Source organism: Bacillus sp. JH7, assembly GCF_001563515.1.
Taxonomy (GTDB): domain Bacteria; phylum Bacillota; class Bacilli; order Bacillales; family Bacillaceae_G; genus Bacillus_A; species Bacillus_A cereus.
The window spans coordinates 643,852-662,451 of the sequence record NZ_LPUS01000001.1 but is presented as its reverse complement, the minus strand read 5'-3'; the positions used below and the strand labels follow the sequence as shown (position 1 = coordinate 662,451).

Below are 18,600 nucleotides of genomic sequence, written 5' to 3'. Positions count from 1 at the left end.
GCTTATTTTCCGCTGCCAAACCATTTCTTCACTAATTTATCCATTTCTCCATTTTCTTGCATTTTTTTAATTACTTTATTAAATTCAGCTGTTTTATCACTGTTTTTCGGAAGGGCAATTGCTGCTCCAACTTCTTCTGGTGCTTCTTTAATTTCAATTCCTTGTAAATCTTTCATTTTCTCTAAATAATTTTTAGCAACTGTATCTTCTATAATTGCAGCGTCAAAACGACCAGCTTTAATTTCTTGTACGATTTCTGGTATACGGTCACGTCCCTCAACTTGGAAATCTACTTGTTTTTTAAATTCTGAAGCTTTCTCTTCTTGAATAGACCCTGTTTGTACCCCTACTTTTTTCCCTTTTAAATCCTCTACAGATTTAATGTTAGAATCCTTTTTAGAAACGACCATATTTTTCGCAACAAAATAAATATCTGTAAAATCAACATTATTTTTACGCTCTGCAGTTGGCGTCATACCTGCCATTACGAAATCAACTTTTCCTGAACTAAGAGATGCTAATAAACCACCAAAATCCATATCTTTCACTTTCACTTCATACCCAAGTTCTTTTCCGATATATTTAGCAACATCAACATCAAAGCCAATAATTTCATCGCTCTTTGACGCATCTACATATTCATAAGGTTTATAATCTGCTGAAGTTCCCATTACGAGTACTTTTTTATTTCCTTTTGTTTCTTTCGATTCCCCATTACTACAAGCGCTGAATATACTTACCATTAAAATAAGTGCAAACGATATTGATACTAACTTCTTCATCTTTCTTCCCCCTAATAATGTATATTTAAAAGTTTAATAGAATATTTATTCGATGTTTGTATTGTATCAGCACTTTTATTTTTATGCAATATATAAAATAAAAATAAATAATTAAACAATATAAATGCTGTTTGTTATGTATAAAATGATGCATAAAATAACACAACTATGCATATCTCAGAAATTTTAATAATAAATAAAAAAGGCGGCACATCCACTTGATTGTGGACGTGCCGCCTTTTCTCTTATTTTTTATAGTTCTTCACAATTCTCTTCGAAATATGATTGTAGTTTCGCAATAACTTGCATCGGTTCATGACCTTCAATTTCATGACGCTCTACCATCGTTACAATTTTTCCATCTTTTAATAAAGCAAATGATGGAGAAGAAGGTGGGTACCCTTCGAAATATTCACGCGCTCTTGCTGTCGCTTCTTTATCTTGACCTGCAAACACCGTTACAAGGTGGTTAGGACGTTTATCATAATGTACGGAATGCGCAGCAGCAGGACGAGCAATACCACCTGCACAACCACATACAGAGTTTACCATTACAAGTGTTGTTCCATTTCTTTTAAACGCTTCTTCTACCGCTTCCGGCGTCGTCAATTCTGTATATCCAGCAGAGACAATCTCTTCACGCGCTTGGCGGACAACATCATTCATAAAAAAGTTAAAATTAATCACTCTTTTCCCTCCTCTAAAACTACCTATTTGTATCTTACCAGTTAATGTTTATGAAATACAAGTAAGTTTACTTGTATTTAAGTATATAAAAGGTGTTAGAGCTCTTGCTCTAACACCTTTTCTTTAATGACCACGATGTTTTTGCTTTGCTTTTTGTACTTTCATTAAACGTCTTCTTTCTTTTTCAGCTTCTCGCTTCTCTTTAGACTGCAGTTTCTTTTCTTGTTTATGCAATTCATAAGATAAACTAATCGCCTCTTGCGCCTTAGTAAAACGTTTAATAGTTGTTTCTTTTGCTGCTTGTCGTATGATACGCTTTATGTTTTTAGGACGCTGTTTTTCTTTAACTTCTACACCACATTTTGCAAAGTGCTGAAAATGCTCTAAAAGTGAACCATTCACAAACATAAGCACTTCTTCATCTGACGGTTCCGCCCCAAAAATATACCTCGCCCCATACAATTTCCCTTTTTCTTTACATGTAATGATTCCAACAAAAAATTGGCCATCGTGATATACTGTCAAATCCATTGACAGCCCCTCCTTTAAAAGATTAGAAATACGGGACATCCCGGAGGGGAAGGTTACTGACATGAAATCATGCGTCTGGACTACCAACCAGAGCTGTGTTTTTGTATTTCTTTCACTATTATTATATCTTTTTTTCCATAATCTTCATATATTCAGCAATCATTTTTTTATGCGATCCTACAATATAGTCAGGTAGTTCTGTTACTGAAAAGAATTTAAGCTGAACTGCTTCTTCTTTATTCATAACAAAATCCCCTTCGTATTCATCCGTATAATAGGCGGTTGTTACAGATTGAAATTCATCACCGTTTTCTAATTTTGTAAAGTAGTTCGCTCCAGAAAATACATTGATTAGTCGCAAGTTCTTCACTTTTATTCCTGTCTCTTCATATACTTCACGATAAGCTGTTTCTTCTGGTGATTCACTAAGCTCCATTAGCCCGCCAGGTAGCCCCCATTTTCCGTACGGCTCTGTCCGCTGCTGCAATAAAACATATCCATTTTCATTTATAACAAGTACAACAGCACCAACTAAAATTAAAGGGCGATGACCAACTATTTTTCGTAATTCTTCTACATATCCCACCGTATCGCCTCCTTTTTCGTTGTCCACACTATTGTATCATATGTTCGAAACGACAAAATGCGTATATTTTTCATTTTTTTAACAAAATATTTATTTTATGTGATTCATCTACTGTAGCTAACATAATAGATTCCACTTCTGTACTCTCCTCTAGAAATTCTCTCGCCCACGCTTCTGTTTTTCCTAATAATGCAAGAACATCTTTCTGTATCCTCCCATCCTTTACTAATACAAAAGAAACTGGAGATTTTTTTCCCGCCACTTTAAGATCAAGCCGCGAAACTGCTTCATATTCTGGATACCGAAATATAGAAACGACACCGTTTGCTTCCCATAATGCTAATTTAATCGTTTGAATATCGCTCACATTTCGCATACGAAGTTCCGAAAACAAATATTCCAAGGTAATTCTCGCCTTTTTCAAATTGCTAAAATTAATGGAACCATTGTGTATAAGAATAATAGGTGCAGGCTCTAAAAAACGTCTCCATCTATCCCATTTCAGCATTAAAACTGAGCTTATAATATGAAGTACAACAAGTATGAACGTTGTAATCATCGATCCCAGTAACCCTACTTTTTCATCAGACAATGCGTTAGAAATATTCCCACCAAGCAATAACACTAATACAACATCTAAAAAACGAAGTTGTGCGATAGACCTTTGCCCCATCGCTTTCGCAACTAATATTAAAAATATGTATGCTATAATAGCCCGAATAACCCATTCACTATTAGAAAGATGTCGTGCTCCTTCAAAAATATGCATATGCATCACTTTGCACTCCTTACCCGTCTCAAACTGCTATCCTGTTTTAGTTTGCAACGTTTATGAGCATATATGTAAAAAAGCTGGTTCGTTTAAAAACGAACCAGCTTTTTTTACTTAACTGAAAACATATATTTTTTATACGTTTTCCGTACCGATAATATGAGCCCCATCATAATCATATTTGAGAATAAGGAACTTCCCCCATACGATAAGAAAGGTAATGCAATACCTTTTACAGGCATTAATCCAACGATCATACCGATGTTTTGGAATATTTGAACTGTTAATATACCGATTGATCCAGCGCATAATAATGTACCAAATAAATTATCAGCGGAATAACCAATAATAATTGTTCGATATAGTAGTAATAGGAACAAGAAGACAACTAAGGCTGCTACGATAAATCCACCTTCTTCGGCAATTGTAGCGAAAATAAAGTCAGTATGCTTCTCTGGGATATAGACGCTTCCTCCACCGTATCCTTTACCTTCCATTCCTCCACTACCTACAGCTAAAATCGATTGTTGCGTTTGATAACCTTGATCTGCATTTTCAAATGGATTTAACCAACCTACAATACGCGACTGTTGGTGAGGTTTTAGTAAAGTAACTAACTTATTATAGAAAAAATCTGGATACTTAAAGAAAATAAATATTAAAGCAGATAATATGGTCAACGGAATAACTGTACATAATGCTATCAATTTCTTTTGAATACCTGACATAAATAAAATACATGCAATAGCAGCAGCATATAAGAACACCATACCTGTATCCGGTTGGCTATATACAACAGCCATAGGCGGAAGAGAAACTAGCATAATTTTACCTACTAATTTTAAATCCGTTTGGAATGTCCTCGCCATATACTGCGCATTATGTTTCACAGCTATGCTTGCTACTACAAGAAGCAATGCAATTTTGAAAAACTCAGACGGCTGAATTTGTCCAAGTACTGGAAAAACAAACCATCTTTTTGCACCTAATTTTTCAGGTGTGAAGGTGGAAACCGGTAGTATTTTCAAAAGAATAAGTGAACCAAACCCGGCAATATAAAGTGGCCAAGATAATTTTTGCAATTGATCTAAGTCGATGCTTGCAACAAGAAGTAACAATACAACCCCAATTATGTAGTTAACACCTTGTTTCATAGCAAAGTTTGCAGCTCCATACTGTCCCGTTTGCTGACTGCTATATATAGCAGCTATACTCGTCACACATAGTGCACACAAAATTAAAATTAATTTTACATCTAAACTTTTTAGAAACTCGGTACTTCTTTTCATGACATCCTCCTGAAACATTGTTACGGCAAAAATAAAAAACCAGGAGTCAACATTCTTCATGTTTTGACGACTGATTACACATTATCTATAAAACACTTATATAGAATAACTCTCTTTTTCATACAATACAATATATTATACTACAGTTTCGTCAGTAAGATTTGCCAAAAAAATTATTCTTTTCTTATTTTATATCCATATACCATATATCAGCAATGTATTTTCGTAAATTCCTAATACATAATCGTTTATTGTAAGATTACTGGGAAAGATATTTATACATATAGTAGGATGTAGATGAAGAAATAAGATAATAAAAAGCTCGCATAAGCGAGCTTTTTATTAATATACAGATGTATTATTTTCTGACATGTTTTCTAAAATTTCTTTAACACGTCCTAAGAACTTACCACAAATTAAACCATCAAGTACTCGGTGATCAAGTGATAAACATAAGTTAACCATATCACGAGCACCGAACATACCGTTATCCATAATTACTGGGCGTTTTACAATTGATTCAACTTGTAAAATAGCTGCTTGCGGGTAATTAATAATACCCATAGATTGAACAGAACCGAATGATCCTGTGTTATTAATTGTAAATGTTCCACCTTGCATTTCGTCTGCTTTTAACGATTTCGTACGTACTTTTCCTGCAAGTTCTGTAATTTCACGAGCGATGCCTTTAATTGTTTTCTCGTCCGCTTGCTTAATTACTGGTACAAATAGTTCTTCCTCTGTTGCAACAGCGATAGAAAGGTTAATATCTTTCTTCTGAACAATTTTATCGCCAGCCCACATTGAATTAATTTGAGGATACTCTTTTAACGCTTGTGCTACTGCTTTTACGAAGAAAGCAAAGAACGTTAAGTTAAAGCCTTCACGCTTCTTAAAGTCACCTTTAATTGAGTTACGGTATGACACAAGGTTTGTCACATCTACTTCAATCATCATCCAAGCATGTGGTGCTTCGTGTTTACTACGTAACATGTTTGCTGCGATTGCTTTACGCACACCTGTTACTGGAATTTCGATATCTCCAGGCATTGTAGGTACAGAAACTGGTTTCGCAGCTTCTACTTTTTGCGCTACTGGTGCTGCTTTTGGTGCTTCTGGGCGAGCTTCTACTACTGCCGCTACAGCTTCCTCTTTCTTCGCCGCACCTGCTTGTGGGATATTTCCAGATTCCACTAGCTTTAAAATATCTTTACGAGTGATACGGCCGTTTGCTCCCGTACCTTCTACTAGATCTAAATCAACGTTATGCTCACCCGCAAGCTTTAACACAGCTGGTGAAAAACGTGGTTTTCCATCAGTTGGTTGTTTTACTTTCGGTGCTTTTTCAGACGTAGCTACTTCTGCCTTTGATTCTTCTTTAGTTTTTTCCTCAACAGCTGTTGCTGCTACTTCATCTGCGCCTTCTACTTGAATAACACAAACTACTTCACCTACAGCTAACGTATCACCTTCACCAGCGATTAACTCTTTCACAACACCCGTGAAAGAAGATGGTACTTCAGCATTTACTTTATCAGTCATTACTTCTGCAAGCGGATCATACTTATTTACGTGATCGCCAACATTAACGAGCCATTTACTAATTGTGCCCTCTGTAACGCTCTCCCCGAGCTGAGGCATTGTAATATTTTCTACAGCCATGTATAGTCCCCCCGATTAAAATTCCGCAAGTTCACGCATTGCTTTTTCAACTTTATCTGGATTTACCATAAAGAATTTTTCCATTGTTGGTGCATATGGCATTGCTGGAACGTCTGGACCTGCAAGACGTGCGATTGGCGCATCTAAATCAAATAGACAGTTTTCAGCGATAATTGCTGCCACTTCACTCATAATGCTTCCTTCTTTATTGTCTTCTGTTACAAGAAGAACTTTACCTGTTTTAGAAGCTGCTTCAATGATTGCTTCTTTATCTAATGGATATACAGTACGTAAATCAAGAATGTGTGCAGAGATGCCATCTTGTGCTAACTTTTCAGCCGCTTGAAGAGCAAAATGAACACATAATCCGTACGTGATAACTGTAATATCATCACCTTCACGTTTTACATCTGCTTTTCCGATTGGTAATACGTAGTCATCCTCTGGTACTTCACCTTTAATTAAACGATATGCACGTTTATGTTCGAAGAATAATACTGGATCTTCATCACGAATGGCTGCTTTTAATAAGCCTTTTGCATCATATGGTGTAGAAGGGATAACGATTTTTAAACCTGGTTGGTTTGCAAACATCGCTTCTACAGATTGTGAATGATACAATGCACCGTGAACCCCCCCGCCAAATGGTGCACGGATTGTAACTGGACAAGTCCAATCATTATTAGAACGATAACGAATTTTTGCCGCCTCAGAAACAATTTGGTTTACTGCTGGCATGATGAAATCAGCAAACTGCATTTCAGCGATTGGACGCATACCATACATTGCTGCACCAATTGCTACCCCAGCAATTGCAGATTCTGCAAGCGGTGCATCAAGCGCACGATCTTCACCAAATTGATCATACAAACCGTGTGTCGCTTTAAACACGCCACCTTTTTTACCAACATCTTCTCCTAAAACGAATACTTTCTCATCGCGTTCCATTTCTTCGCGCATTGCTAATGTAATAGCATCAATATAAGACATTACAGCCATGAAACGTTCCCCCCTATTCTGCGTATACGTGCTTCAATGCATCTTCAGGTGCTGCATACGGAGCATTTTCTGCATATTCTGTTGCTTCATTTACGATATGCATAATTTCGTCTAACATTTGTTTTTCGGATTCCTCAGTTAACACACCAGCTTCTTTTAAATAAGCTGCGAATGTTATAATTGAATCTTTTTTCTTTGCTTCTTCTACTTCTTCTTTATCACGATAAACACGATCATCATCGTCACTAGAATGTGCTGTTAAACGATATGATACTGTTTCAATTAAAGTTGGTCCTTCACCACGACGACCGCGATCTGCTGCTTCTTTTACAGCTTTATATACTGCAAGTGGATCGTTTCCGTCTATTGTATATCCAGGCATACCGTAACCAATCGCACGATCTGATACGTTTTTACATGCTAATTGTTTTTCAACTGGAATAGAGATTGCATATTTGTTATTTTCACACATAAAAATAACAGGTAGTTTGTGTACACCAGCAAAGTTTGCCCCTTCATGGAAGTCACCTTGGTTTGAAGAACCTTCTCCAAATGTAACGAACGTTACTAAATCTTTCTTCTCCATTTTTCCAGCTAGTGCAATACCAACTGCATGTGGTACTTGTGTTGTTACTGGAGATGAACCTGTAACAATACGATTTTTCTTTTGACCGAAGTGACCAGGCATTTGACGACCACCAGAGTTTGGATCTCCAGCTTTCGCAAAAGCAGACAACATAAGCTCTTTAGCTGTCATACCAAATGCTAGTACAACACCCATATCACGGTAGTATGGTAATGCATAATCTTTCTCTCTATCAAGAGCGAACGCCGCTCCAACTTGTGCAGCCTCTTGTCCTTGACAAGAAATTACGAATGGAATTTTACCAGCGCGGTTTAATAACCACATACGTTCGTCAATTTTACGTGCAAGTAACATCGTACGGAACATTTCTAATACTTGCTCATCACTTAAGCCAAGCTCTTCATGGCGCTTTTCTTTTACTTCTGCCATTTTTCATAACCTCCTAAATCCACATTTTTATGCGTGTAACGCTCTTCCATCTACAGCAAGTGCTGCTTCACCAATCGCCTCAGATAATGATGGATGCGGATGAATTGTATGTGCTACTTCCCAAGGTGTTGCATCAAGTACTCTTGCAAGACCCGCTTCAGAAATCATATCTGTTACATGTGGTCCAATCATATGAACACCAAGAATGTCATTTGTCTCTTCATCAACTACAAGTTTTACGAAACCATCTGATTCTCCGTATACAAGTGCTTTTCCGATTGCGCGGAATGAGAACTTACCTACTTTTAACTTATAGCCTTTTTCTTTCGCTTCTTGTTCTGTTAAACCGACAGAAGCAACTTCTGGACTGCTATATACGCATTTTGATACCATAGAGTAATCAATTGGTGTAACTTCTTTCCCTGCAATATGTTCTACTGCAGCAATTCCTTCATGAGAAGCAACGTGAGCAAGTTGCAGGCCACCGATTACATCTCCAATTGCGTAAATATGCGATTCTTTCGTTTGATAAAACTCATTTGTTTGAATGTATCCTTTTTCCACAACGATATCTGTGTTCTCTAGGCCAATATTTTGCGTATTCGCTTGTCTTCCTACAGATACAAGCATTTTTTCTGCTTTAAATTCTTTATTTTCACCGTTGTGTTCAGCTTGGATTGTTACTCCATTATCTTTTACCAATGTTTCTGGTAATACTTTTGCACCAGTTACCACTTTAATACCTTTTTTCTTGAATAGACGTTGCATTTCTTTTGAAACGTCTTGATCTTCTAGTGGTAATATTGTTTTTGCATACTCTAATACTGTAACTTCTACACCGAAGTCAGCAAGCATAGATGCCCACTCAATACCGATTACACCGCCACCAACGATAATAATCGAACTAGGAAGCGTTTCCATTTTTAGGGCATGATCTGAAGACATTACGTACTCTCCGTCTAATTCTAAACCTGGTAATGAATTTGGACGAGAACCTGTTGCAATAAGTACATTTTTTGGAATTAACATTTCATTCTCTTCTCCACTTGCAAGTTCAACTGAAATTGTCCCTGGCATCGGAGAGAAAATAGATGGGCCAAGAATACGGCCAATACCTTCAAACACATCAATTTTACCTTGTTTCATTAAGTGTTGAACGCCTTTATGAAGCTGCGTTACAATCTTCTCTTTACGCTCTTGTACTTTCGCAAAGTTTAGTTCTACATTGCTTGCAATAACTCCGAACTCTTCGCTTTTTTTAGCAGTTGCATATACTTCCGCACTACGTAAAAGAGCTTTACTAGGGATACATCCTTTGTGTAAACAAGTACCACCAAGATTTTCTTTTTCGACTAGTGCAGTTTTTAACCCTAGTTGTGATGCACGAATTGCAGCAACATATCCACCAGTACCGCCGCCAACGATGACTAAATCATATTCTTTTGCCATTATCTCAACCCCTAGCTACCGTTTCTTTTTCACGTACAACATATTCTTTTGGAGCTTCTTCTTCACGTAATACACGAAGTGCTCCTTCTGCTAACGCTTCTAACTCATCTTCGCCTGGATGTACGATAACATCTGCAATCCAGTCCACTCGCTCTTTTATTTCATCGACAAGAATTTTACTGTATGCCAGTCCACCAGTTAATACGATTGCATCGATTTTCCCGTGAAGTACAGCGCTAGCTCCGCCAATCTCTTTTGCAACTTGATATGCCATTGCTTTATAAATAAGAGTTGCTTCAGGATCACCTTTTTCAACCATTTTCTCTACTTTAATCGCATCATTTGTACCGATTAAACTTACAAGTCCACCTTGTCCGACAAGCTTTTTAATCATTTCATCTCGGTAATACTCACCAGAGAAACACATTTCTACTAGTTGCCCTACTGGTACTGTACCAGCACGCTCTGGACTAAATGGTCCTTCTCCGTTTAAACCGTTATTCACATCGATTACTCTTCCTTTTTTATGAGCACCAACTGTAATACCACCGCCCATATGTGTAACTAATAAATTTAAATCCTCATATTTGTGGTTTAACTGTTCGGCTACTTTACGAGCAACTGCTTTTTGATTTAATGCATGGAAGATACTTTTACGTTCCATACCAGCAATACCACTTATACGAGCAACTGGCTCCATCTCATCTACAACGACAGGATCCACAATAAATGCAGGAATGTTTAATCCAGAAGCAATTTCATATGCTAAAATGCCTCCAAGGTTTGAAGCGTGATGACCGCTAAACCCATTTTTTAAATCTTCTAACATCGCATCGTTTACTGTATACGTACCGCCTTCGATTGGACGAAGTAATCCACCACGTCCACAAACAGCGTTTAATTTTGAAATGTTAATACCATGAGAATGTAGAACTTCTAAAATCGTTTCTTTTCGAAACTCATATTGGTCGATAATTCGCTTGTATTTCCCAATCTGTTCTACGTCATGACGAATCGTTTCTTCTAAAACGGGTCTTTCATTATCAAAAACACCAATTTTTGTGGATGTACTACCTGGGTTAATAACAAGAATTCGATTTACAGACAATGTTGCTACCTCCACTAATAAATTCAAAAGGAAGTGGAAACCTCATAAGAGGTAACCACGCCTTTTGTAAAAGTTATATATGAATGATTAGCGACGGCTAATAATATCGTGACCGTTGCGTAAGTAAGTGCTACGAGAATTTTTCAAGCTTGCAATGCGCTCTTCAGCTAGACGATCTGCCGCTACATAAGTTGCTATGCCATCGCGTTTTGAAATTTCGATTACTTTTGCAATTGTGTCATAAATAGACTCAACACGTTTTAGTGCACGTTCTCTATTGTATCCATATAATTCGTCTGCTACGTTAATTACGCCACCTGCATTAATTACATAATCTGGTGCGTATACAATACCCATTTCATGAATGATGTCACCGTGACGATTTTCTTTTAATTGGTTATTTGCAGAACCTGCGATTACTTTTGCTTTAAGTTGTGGAATAGTTTCATCATTAACTGTTGCGCCTAATGCACATGGTGCGTAAATATCGCATTCAACACCGTAAATTTCATTTGGTTCAACTGCTGATGCACCGAATTCTTCTACAGCACGTTGTACAGCTTCTTTATTAATATCTGTAACGATTAATTTTGCTCCTTCAGCGTGTAAATGTTTGCATAGGTGATATGCTACGTTACCAACGCCTTGAACAGCAATTACTTTTCCTTCTAAATTGTCAGTACCGAAAGCTTCTTTTGCAGCTGCTTTCATACCACGGTAAACACCGTATGCAGTTACTGGAGATGGGTTACCAGAAGAACCGAATGATGGTGAGATACCTGTTACAAAGTCAGTTTCTTCATGGATAATATCCATATCATCTACTGTTGTACCAACATCTTCAGCTGTAATGTAACGTCCGTTTAGTCCTTGGATATAACGTCCTAGTGCACGGAACATTGCTTCGCTCTTATCTTTACGAGGATCACCGATAATTACTGTTTTCGCACCACCTAAGTTTAAACCAGCTGCTGCGTTTTTGTATGTCATCCCTTTTGCAAGACGCAATGCATCTTCAATCGCCGCTTCTTCAGAATCATATGTCCACATTCTTGTTCCACCAAGAGCCGGTCCAAGTGTTGTATCATGAATTGCAATAATTGCTTTTAAACCAGATTCTTTATCTTGACAAAATACTACTTGCTCATAATCATATTTTTCTAAGTATTCGAAGATTTCTAATGTCATTGTCGTTTCCCCCTAATGTTTTACCCTTTTTGGTTTATTTTGAAGCAGTCGCAACTGCCAATGCTAATGAATATACTTTTGTTTCTGCTGAATCAGCACGAGATGTTAAAACAATCGGTGCTTTTGCGCCAGCAATCATTGCTCCTACTTTTGCATCCGCAAAGTATACGAGTGATTTATATAGCACATTTCCAGCTTCAATCGTTGGGACGAGTAAAATATCTGCCTTACCTGCTACATCACTTACTATGCCTTTATGCTCTGCTGCAATTTGTGATACTGCATTATCTAAAGCAAGTGGTCCATCAACGATACAATCTTTAATTTGTCCGCGGCGATTCATTTGTGTTAACATCGCTGCATCAATTGTCGCCTGCATCGCTGGATTCACAACTTCTACTGCTGCGATTGGTGCCACTTTGGGCAAGTCGATTCCTATTGCCTGGGCAACTTCTACAGTATTTTGTATAATAGCAGCTTTTTGTGTTACGTCAGGTGCGATGTTCATCGCTGCATCTGTAACGAAAATAAGACGGTCGTAATTTTGAACTTCAAATGCTGCTACATGTGAAAGTACGCTACCTTTACGTAGGCCCCACTCTTTGTTTAACACAGCCTTCAAAATATTCGCTGTTGGGATGTTCCCCTTCATAAGCACATCTGCTTCACCATTTCTCACAGCTTTAACAGAAAGTTCTGCAGCTTCAGCACTAGACATTGCTGCAATCACTTCAACATGTTCTGAAGTTTGTAAACCATGTTCTTGTAGCATCCCCATTATTTTTTCTTGATTTCCATATAGACGAAATTGAGCTAGCTGTAATTTAATTGCTTTCGCTACAGCTTCAATTACTTCATGATCTTCAGCTACTGCTACAGCCACAGTTTTTTTAGGCTTTCCTGCTGCTTGATCAATTAAGTATTCTAACTTCATATTTTGTAATCAACCCTTTCCGTCGTCCCTCGTCTATTTATAAAGCAAATACCGTGCCAACTTTTAAAAGTGGTCTTACCAATAATGAAAACGCATTCAAAATGCAGTAAAATCAATACTTTGGAAAATAACGAAAGATTCTGTCTTATTTTGTCGCTTTTTGTATACCATGCAATAAATTGCACGGTACGCAATTTATTGCATGCTATTTTTTGCATGGTCATACTTTTCTAGCTTGTAATATAAATTTCGAACGGAAATTCCTAACGCTTTTGCAGTTTGTGTTTTATTCCCATCAAATCTCTCCAAATATTCATAAATAATATTCCCTTCAAACTCTGTCACTAAATGTTCAAGTGGCTTTTCTTCTAATTCAGGTAATAAATGAGATTGCTTTGACTCCACCTGCTCTTCGTTATGTAATGGCGGTAAATGGTGTACATCAATATAGGTCTCGTTATAATTCATAAAGATAATAGCTCTCCCCAAAATATTTTCAAGTTCCCTCACATTTCCTGGCCATTCGTATGATTGTAAATATAAAACGGCTGAATCAGTGAGCCCTTCTACATTACGACCGTAATCTTGATTAATTTTTTGAATCAATCTGTCCGCAATTGTCGGTATATCTCCTTTACGTTGACGAAGAGATGGAATTTGAATTGGAATTTTATTTAATCGATAATATAAATCCTCCCTAAACTTCCCTTCTAGAATAGCCTTTTCTAAATTCACATGTGTCGCTGCAATTACTCGAACATTAATAGGTATCGCTTTCGTTCCACCAACTTTTACAATTTCTTTTTCCTGCAATACACGAAGGAGTTTCGCTTGTGTATTTGCAGACAACTCCCCTATTTCATCTAAAAAAATACTACCGTTATTCGCTTCCTCAAAGAACCCACGTTTCCCACCTCTTTTCGCTCCAGAAAACGCCCCTTCCTCATAACCAAATAATTCACTTTCTAACAACGTCTCCGAAATGGCCGCACAGTTTACACGGACGAACTTATTGTATTTTCGATTACTTCCATTATGGATTGCATGTGCAAACAATTCTTTACCAGTCCCAGATTCCCCGCGTAACAGTACTGTTGCTGGTGTATTCGCTCCTAGCTTCGCCTGTTCGATAGCTGCCGTTGTTTCATCTGAATTTCCGACAATATCATCAAATGAATATTTCGCTTCTAATGTACGAATAATTTGCCTTGCTCTATTCAATTCATTTGTTAATTTTTGAATTTCCGACACGTCACGGATAACACCGACGCTTCCTTTCAATATTCCATCCACAATAACTGGTGCTACGTTTACAATTACATCTCGCTTTTTTTGCCCAATCTTCATATGTATTCCGCGCACCGCACGACGCGTTCGAAGTACTTTCATATGCATACTTTCGCCTTCTACAATATCAGTTGTAGCAGGCTTCCCAATAATATCTTCTTCTGTTAAACCCGTTAATTTCGTATATGCTGGGTTAATGACTAAACCTCTTCCTTTTTCATCCACAACCGAAATCGCTTCTTCAGATGAGTTAATAATTGCCTCTAATAGTGTTTGAATTTCTTTTAAGTCTGTAACTTCTTCCGCAAGATCTACAACTTCTGTTATATCTTTAAAAATTGCAAATGCCCCTTGTACCTCTCCTCCTTCTTTTAATATTGGAATACGCGTTGTAATAATTTTCTTTCCATTCTCTAATGTCAGTTCATAATTTACTTCTATTTGTTTCGTACGTATAATGCGAAGTAATTTACTAGTTGGAATGACTTCTAAAATATACTTTCCTATCGCCTCTTCTTTTTTATATCCGATAATACGCTCTGCACTTTTATTAAAAAGACGAACTTGTCCCTCTCGATCAATTACAATCATGCCGTCATGTGTAGAATTTAAAATTAATTCTCCTTGTTGCGTCTGTTCCTCTAACCGCCCAATTAGCCCTTCCTTCTCATGCGCTAATCCTGTAACAATTTTTGCGATATCACCTGGTATAAGAAGAGTGTCTTTTTTCTTTTTTTCTAATAAAACTTTATGTACATCATCTTCACCTGTCATATCAAATATTACATCGATATGCATAGAAAGAAATGGAGTTACACTTTCTCCAATTGCAATCCCGTATTCCTTAGCAATTTGTAGTCCTTTTGCCAACGGATTTATATCAATAATCCCTATAATTTGAAATATATTCGAACTTTGTAACAGATTCAGCAGCGCGCTCCCGCCTTCACCTGCACCAACAATTAATACTTTTTGTTTCATATATTACACTTCCTCTCGAAGTAACTCTGCAAATTTTTTCACACCCTTATCTTACTCGTTCAGCACCCTCTTGACAAACCCCCTTTCCGTATAACATCATTAAAATATACGAAATAATCTGAAAAGGAGCGTTATGTATGCAGCGTTACGTTGCTCTACTATTAGCACTCATCCCTATTTCATTAGCTGTGTTTGGTATAAAGTTAATGAGAGATACTGTATTCGGGATTCAATTTCCACCAATTTCCATACTGTGGTTACAATTTTTAATCGGCGCTCTCTGCTTCGCGCTCGGGTTTTATATCTTTGGTGGCTTCGTCTTGCACCGAGATCGCAAACGAAATAAAGTACAAGCTCGCTTTAGAAGATAGGAATGCCCCACTATTTATAAATAAAAAAATGAGACCGTTACACGCGGTCTCATTTTTTTATTGGCAATAAGGTTCTTGCCGTTTCAGGGTAATCAGTAATAATCGCCGATATATTCATATCAAAATATTTACGCATAAGCGTTTCTTCATTAATTGTATAAGGGCGAACTTCTACACCACTTTCCATCGTTAGTTCGGCAATAGCATCTTGAAGATAACGATAATTCGGATGTACTGCTGTAGCCCCCATTTTTTTCGCGTATGCCCACGGACTATGCAAACCTTCGCGATATAAAATTGCTGTTTGAATATCAGGAGCCATCATATGGCACCGTTTCATACTGTAGTGATTAAACGAAGAAAATATAACACGATCCTCTAGACTAAATTTCCGTACAAGCGTTATAACTTCTTCCTCTAAACCTCTGTATGGAATTTTATTATTTTTAAGTTCAATATTAAGTAGCAAACTCGTTTGTTCAAGCCATTCTAATACCTCTTCTAAAATTGGTATTTTACAAAAACCTACTTTATCACCAAATTTATAACTTGCATCTAACTTGCATAAGTCCTCATATACATAATTCCGAACCGCACCTTTTCCATTTGTTGTCCGGTCCACCTTTTCATCGTGAATGACGACAACTTTTCCATCTTTCGTTAATTGAACATCAAGTTCAATTCCATCCGCTCTAAAAGACTCAGCTGCTTCAAATGAAATCATTGTATTTTCTGGGTACGTTCCAGCCGCACCACGATGTGCAAATATAAGAGTCATCCTCACTCCCCCAATCTTATGCTATACTATACGAAAAAGGAGGTACTTCTATGAGACCATTACAAATCTCTCCAGATACTGCAGTCCGCTTATCAAAAGCACTAGGTGTTCCACTTGAACAACTCATGCATATGCCGCAGCACATTTTAATTCAAAAACTAGTTGAATTAGAAAAACAAAATAAAGACGAAGAATAATACAGTCCTGTTTTTTGCAGGACTTTTTATTATTTTCTATTATATCACGGATGCCTTTCCTACTAAAATCCTTTAACAGATGTACTACGATGTGATTTAGCCGTTCCTTCATCATTTAATAATGAATCACATCTTTTCTTTTTTGTTACACGTCATAAAGAAAGCAGACCATTTATTTATAAGTCCCAATTGCGTCCTAAAAACACAATCATAAAAAACTAGAAGCCCTTTATATTGTTTTTTATTGAACGTGCGGAGCATCCCCTGATTCGTATAGTTCTTTCGCTTTTTCCTCCCCGAATGTAGTTAAAATATAATGTTGCTCTTCTAACGCATCCATTGCTCTAGTTGCTTTACAAACGCTATCTTCTTGAGCATCTGAGAAATAATTGTGATCTTCTACAATTTTACTAAAATCTTTTTTCGCCCATCTATCAGCAATTGCTAAAAGTTCATTTTTCTTCGCAAAGCTACTCTTATTTATAATTTCTTTTAATTTTTTAGTATTACTTTGAATCATTGGGATAGAGCCCGATTTTCGTTCTGCCACCACTTTTTGATGAGTCATGCGATGCATCGCTGTAATGACTTCGCTTTCAGTAGAATTTTCAGTAACATACACATCAACAAAGACCCCATCTACCTCTCTACCTACTATTGTTTGGTCTTCTTTTTTATCTATTTGAGCACTCACTTCTTTATCTACGGGATTATCTGCAAGTTCTAACATTCCAAATGTAACTGCAATAGCAAGAACTCCCATAGCTGCTACTATTCCTAGCCAAGTTGAAATTTTATTTTCCATTCCCCTTCTCCCTATCTATATCTATTTTATTGCCTTATAAAAAACTCAATTACATGTAATATTACTAAAAATAGGTTTTATTTTCCATGCTATCAAATAATCTCTTTTTCTCAACAAAATAAAAAGACCAACGAATTATAACATTCATTGGTCTTTAAATAAAAAGTTCATTGGCTTTAAATTTGATATCGAGTATCAATTTCAAGAATTATTAAGCTTTACTAAAGCTTAAATCCCTTACTACTTTTACTCTCAACTAGCTTTATGTTCAAGTCTCAGCTTATCCGCAACCATTGCGATAAACTCAGAATTCGTAGGTTTTGCTTTTGACATGGATACTGTATAACCGAATAAGGACGAAATAGAATCAATATTCCCACGGCTCCAAGCTACTTCAATTGCGTGACGAATTGCGCGCTCCACACGGCTTGCTGTTGTATTATATTTCTTTGCGATATCTGGATACAATACTTTCGTAATCGATCCTAATAATTCAATATCATTGTATACCATGGAGATTGCTTCTCGTAAATACATATATCCTTTAATATGAGCGGGTACACCAATTTCATGAATGATACTCGTAATACTCGCATCTAAGTTTTTCGGTTTTCCATCTACTGTTGTGGCTGATCGGAATGATGGTAGTGGACGCTTAATCATAGTGTTTGCTTTACCACTCACTTGACGAATATGACTCGTTAAATTCTCCATATCAAATGGTTTTAATATGAAATATGAGGCACCTAAGTCAACTGCTTTTTTCGTCACATCTTCTTGGCCAAATGCTCTCAACATAATTACGCTAGGCTGTTTTAACCTTTCAATATGTCGCATTTTCTCCAATACAGCTAAACCATCTAAGTGTGGCATAATAATGTCTAAAACGAGTACATCAGGTTGCTTATCTGTTAATAAGTTTAAACACTCTTGACCATTATAAGCAGTACCGATTACTTCCATATCATCTTGAGCGGCTACATAGCTCTCTAACATTGATACTAGTTCTTTATTATCATCCACAAGACATACTTTAATTTTCTCCACAGCTTTTCCTCCCTTACCGAATCGATTCTCCGACATGTGTATCCTTCTAGGCTACATGAATTGTTCGACAATTGTGTGAAAATTCCCTTTTAAAGTTTCTTACTTTCCGATAAAATCACAAAAAAATATGTT

General features: G+C 36.9%; 19 protein-coding genes. 2 read left to right on the top strand and 17 right to left on the bottom strand.

The window, feature by feature from the left end; genetic code table 11:
• Positions 1-2 precede the first annotated feature (2 nt).
• The 14 genes from AU379_RS03585 to AU379_RS03520 form a co-directional block, all read right to left on the bottom strand.
• Positions 3-782: a transporter substrate-binding domain-containing protein gene (locus AU379_RS03585; protein WP_061138962.1), complete on the bottom strand. Its 780-nt coding sequence runs from the start codon at positions 780-782 to the stop codon at positions 3-5.
• 252 nt (positions 783-1,034) lie between these two features.
• Positions 1,035-1,448, bottom strand: a complete 414-nt coding sequence (locus AU379_RS03580; RefSeq protein ID WP_001979317.1) for a BrxA/BrxB family bacilliredoxin — start codon at positions 1,446-1,448, stop codon at positions 1,035-1,037.
• Positions 1,449-1,592: 144 nt separating this feature from the next.
• Complete coding sequence (locus tag AU379_RS03575) at positions 1,593-2,000, bottom strand: YjdF family protein (protein WP_000366585.1); 408 nt, start codon at positions 1,998-2,000, stop codon at positions 1,593-1,595.
• Between the two features lie 121 nt (positions 2,001-2,121).
• A complete protein-coding gene (locus AU379_RS03570) occupies positions 2,122-2,586 on the bottom strand; it encodes an NUDIX hydrolase (RefSeq protein WP_000542555.1) in 465 nt (154 codons plus the stop codon).
• Positions 2,587-2,656: 70 nt separating this feature from the next.
• Complete coding sequence (locus AU379_RS03565; RefSeq protein WP_000550964.1) at positions 2,657-3,361, bottom strand: YetF domain-containing protein; 705 nt, start codon at positions 3,359-3,361, stop codon at positions 2,657-2,659.
• 107 nt (positions 3,362-3,468) lie between these two features.
• Positions 3,469-4,647 (bottom strand): FtsW/RodA/SpoVE family cell cycle protein, encoded by a 1,179-nt coding sequence (locus AU379_RS03560; RefSeq protein WP_000831182.1) that lies wholly within the window; start codon positions 4,645-4,647, stop codon positions 3,469-3,471.
• A gap of 342 nt (positions 4,648-4,989) precedes the next feature.
• Complete coding sequence (locus tag AU379_RS03555) at positions 4,990-6,309, bottom strand: dihydrolipoamide acetyltransferase family protein (RefSeq protein WP_000257681.1); 1,320 nt, start codon at positions 6,307-6,309, stop codon at positions 4,990-4,992.
• Between the two features lie 15 nt (positions 6,310-6,324).
• Positions 6,325-7,308, bottom strand: coding sequence for a 3-methyl-2-oxobutanoate dehydrogenase subunit beta (gene bfmBAB / locus AU379_RS03550; protein WP_000290071.1), 984 nt, complete (start codon positions 7,306-7,308; stop codon positions 6,325-6,327).
• Positions 7,309-7,321: 13 nt separating this feature from the next.
• The gene (gene bfmBAA / locus AU379_RS03545; protein WP_000852551.1) at positions 7,322-8,323 is read right to left on the bottom strand and encodes a 3-methyl-2-oxobutanoate dehydrogenase subunit alpha; all 1,002 of its coding nucleotides are present in this window, start codon (positions 8,321-8,323) and stop codon (positions 7,322-7,324) included.
• A gap of 27 nt (positions 8,324-8,350) precedes the next feature.
• A complete protein-coding gene (gene lpdA, locus AU379_RS03540; RefSeq protein ID WP_001051289.1) occupies positions 8,351-9,772 on the bottom strand; it encodes a dihydrolipoyl dehydrogenase in 1,422 nt (473 codons plus the stop codon).
• 4 nt (positions 9,773-9,776) lie between these two features.
• A complete protein-coding gene (gene buk, locus AU379_RS03535) occupies positions 9,777-10,880 on the bottom strand; it encodes a butyrate kinase (RefSeq protein ID WP_000115780.1) in 1,104 nt (367 codons plus the stop codon).
• An 87-nt stretch (positions 10,881-10,967) separates the two neighbouring features.
• On the bottom strand, positions 10,968-12,068 hold the full coding sequence (locus AU379_RS03530) for a leucine dehydrogenase (RefSeq protein WP_000171357.1): 1,101 nt from the start codon (positions 12,066-12,068) through the stop codon (positions 10,968-10,970).
• 34 nt (positions 12,069-12,102) lie between these two features.
• Entirely contained in the window at positions 12,103-13,002 is a 900-nt protein-coding gene (gene yqiS, locus AU379_RS03525) for a phosphate butyryltransferase (RefSeq protein WP_000764670.1), read from the bottom strand.
• Positions 13,003-13,197: 195 nt separating this feature from the next.
• Positions 13,198-15,270: a sigma-54-dependent Fis family transcriptional regulator gene (locus tag AU379_RS03520; protein ID WP_000810974.1), complete on the bottom strand. Its 2,073-nt coding sequence runs from the start codon at positions 15,268-15,270 to the stop codon at positions 13,198-13,200.
• A gap of 137 nt (positions 15,271-15,407) precedes the next feature.
• Here AU379_RS03520 and AU379_RS03515 point away from each other — a divergent pair, with 137 nt between their 5' ends.
• A complete protein-coding gene (locus AU379_RS03515; RefSeq protein ID WP_001190214.1) occupies positions 15,408-15,641 on the top strand; it encodes a DUF2627 domain-containing protein in 234 nt (77 codons plus the stop codon).
• A 49-nt stretch (positions 15,642-15,690) separates the two neighbouring features.
• Here the strand turns inward: AU379_RS03515 and AU379_RS03510 are convergent, their stop codons facing one another.
• On the bottom strand, positions 15,691-16,419 hold the full coding sequence (locus tag AU379_RS03510; protein WP_061138961.1) for a glycerophosphodiester phosphodiesterase: 729 nt from the start codon (positions 16,417-16,419) through the stop codon (positions 15,691-15,693).
• A 50-nt stretch (positions 16,420-16,469) separates the two neighbouring features.
• On the opposite strand from AU379_RS03510, the gene AU379_RS03505 reads away from it, so the two are divergent.
• Entirely contained in the window at positions 16,470-16,616 is a 147-nt protein-coding gene (locus AU379_RS03505; protein WP_001247671.1) for a YycC family protein, read from the top strand.
• Between the two features lie 241 nt (positions 16,617-16,857).
• Here the strand turns inward: AU379_RS03505 and AU379_RS03500 are convergent, their stop codons facing one another.
• Both AU379_RS03500 and spo0A read right to left on the bottom strand, forming a co-directional pair.
• Positions 16,858-17,421, bottom strand: coding sequence for a PRK06770 family protein (locus AU379_RS03500; RefSeq protein WP_000428232.1), 564 nt, complete (start codon positions 17,419-17,421; stop codon positions 16,858-16,860).
• Positions 17,422-17,673: 252 nt separating this feature from the next.
• Entirely contained in the window at positions 17,674-18,468 is a 795-nt protein-coding gene (spo0A, locus tag AU379_RS03495; protein WP_061139503.1) for a sporulation transcription factor Spo0A, read from the bottom strand.
• Positions 18,469-18,600: the final 132 nt, after the last annotated feature.

What these genes read in the sequence shown, in the direction of transcription:
- AU379_RS03585 (WP_061138962.1), bottom strand. Translation starts at nt 782, where the DNA reads ATGAAGAAGTTAGTATCAATATCGTTTGCACTTATTTTAATGGTAAGT.
- AU379_RS03580 (WP_001979317.1), bottom strand. Translation starts at nt 1,448, where the DNA reads ATGAATGATGTTGTCCGCCAAGCGCGTGAAGAGATTGTCTCTGCTGGA.
- AU379_RS03575 (WP_000366585.1), bottom strand. Translation starts at nt 2,000, where the DNA reads ATGGATTTGACAGTATATCACGATGGCCAATTTTTTGTTGGAATCATT.
- AU379_RS03565 (WP_000550964.1), bottom strand. Translation starts at nt 3,361, where the DNA reads ATGCATATGCATATTTTTGAAGGAGCACGACATCTTTCTAATAGTGAA.
- AU379_RS03560 (WP_000831182.1), bottom strand. Translation starts at nt 4,647, where the DNA reads ATGAAAAGAAGTACCGAGTTTCTAAAAAGTTTAGATGTAAAATTAATT.
- AU379_RS03555 (WP_000257681.1), bottom strand. Translation starts at nt 6,309, where the DNA reads ATGGCTGTAGAAAATATTACAATGCCTCAGCTCGGGGAGAGCGTTACA.
- bfmBAB (WP_000290071.1), bottom strand. Translation starts at nt 7,308, where the DNA reads ATGGCTGTAATGTCTTATATTGATGCTATTACATTAGCAATGCGCGAA.
- bfmBAA (WP_000852551.1), bottom strand. Translation starts at nt 8,323, where the DNA reads ATGGCAGAAGTAAAAGAAAAGCGCCATGAAGAGCTTGGCTTAAGTGAT.
- lpdA (WP_001051289.1), bottom strand. Translation starts at nt 9,772, where the DNA reads ATGGCAAAAGAATATGATTTAGTCATCGTTGGCGGCGGTACTGGTGGA.
- AU379_RS03530 (WP_000171357.1), bottom strand. Translation starts at nt 12,068, where the DNA reads ATGACATTAGAAATCTTCGAATACTTAGAAAAATATGATTATGAGCAA.
- yqiS (WP_000764670.1), bottom strand. Translation starts at nt 13,002, where the DNA reads ATGAAGTTAGAATACTTAATTGATCAAGCAGCAGGAAAGCCTAAAAAA.
- AU379_RS03520 (WP_000810974.1), bottom strand. Translation starts at nt 15,270, where the DNA reads ATGAAACAAAAAGTATTAATTGTTGGTGCAGGTGAAGGCGGGAGCGCG.
- AU379_RS03515 (WP_001190214.1), top strand. Translation starts at nt 15,408, where the DNA reads ATGCAGCGTTACGTTGCTCTACTATTAGCACTCATCCCTATTTCATTA.
- AU379_RS03510 (WP_061138961.1), bottom strand. Translation starts at nt 16,419, where the DNA reads ATGACTCTTATATTTGCACATCGTGGTGCGGCTGGAACGTACCCAGAA.
- AU379_RS03505 (WP_001247671.1), top strand. Translation starts at nt 16,470, where the DNA reads ATGAGACCATTACAAATCTCTCCAGATACTGCAGTCCGCTTATCAAAA.
- AU379_RS03500 (WP_000428232.1), bottom strand. Translation starts at nt 17,421, where the DNA reads ATGGAAAATAAAATTTCAACTTGGCTAGGAATAGTAGCAGCTATGGGA.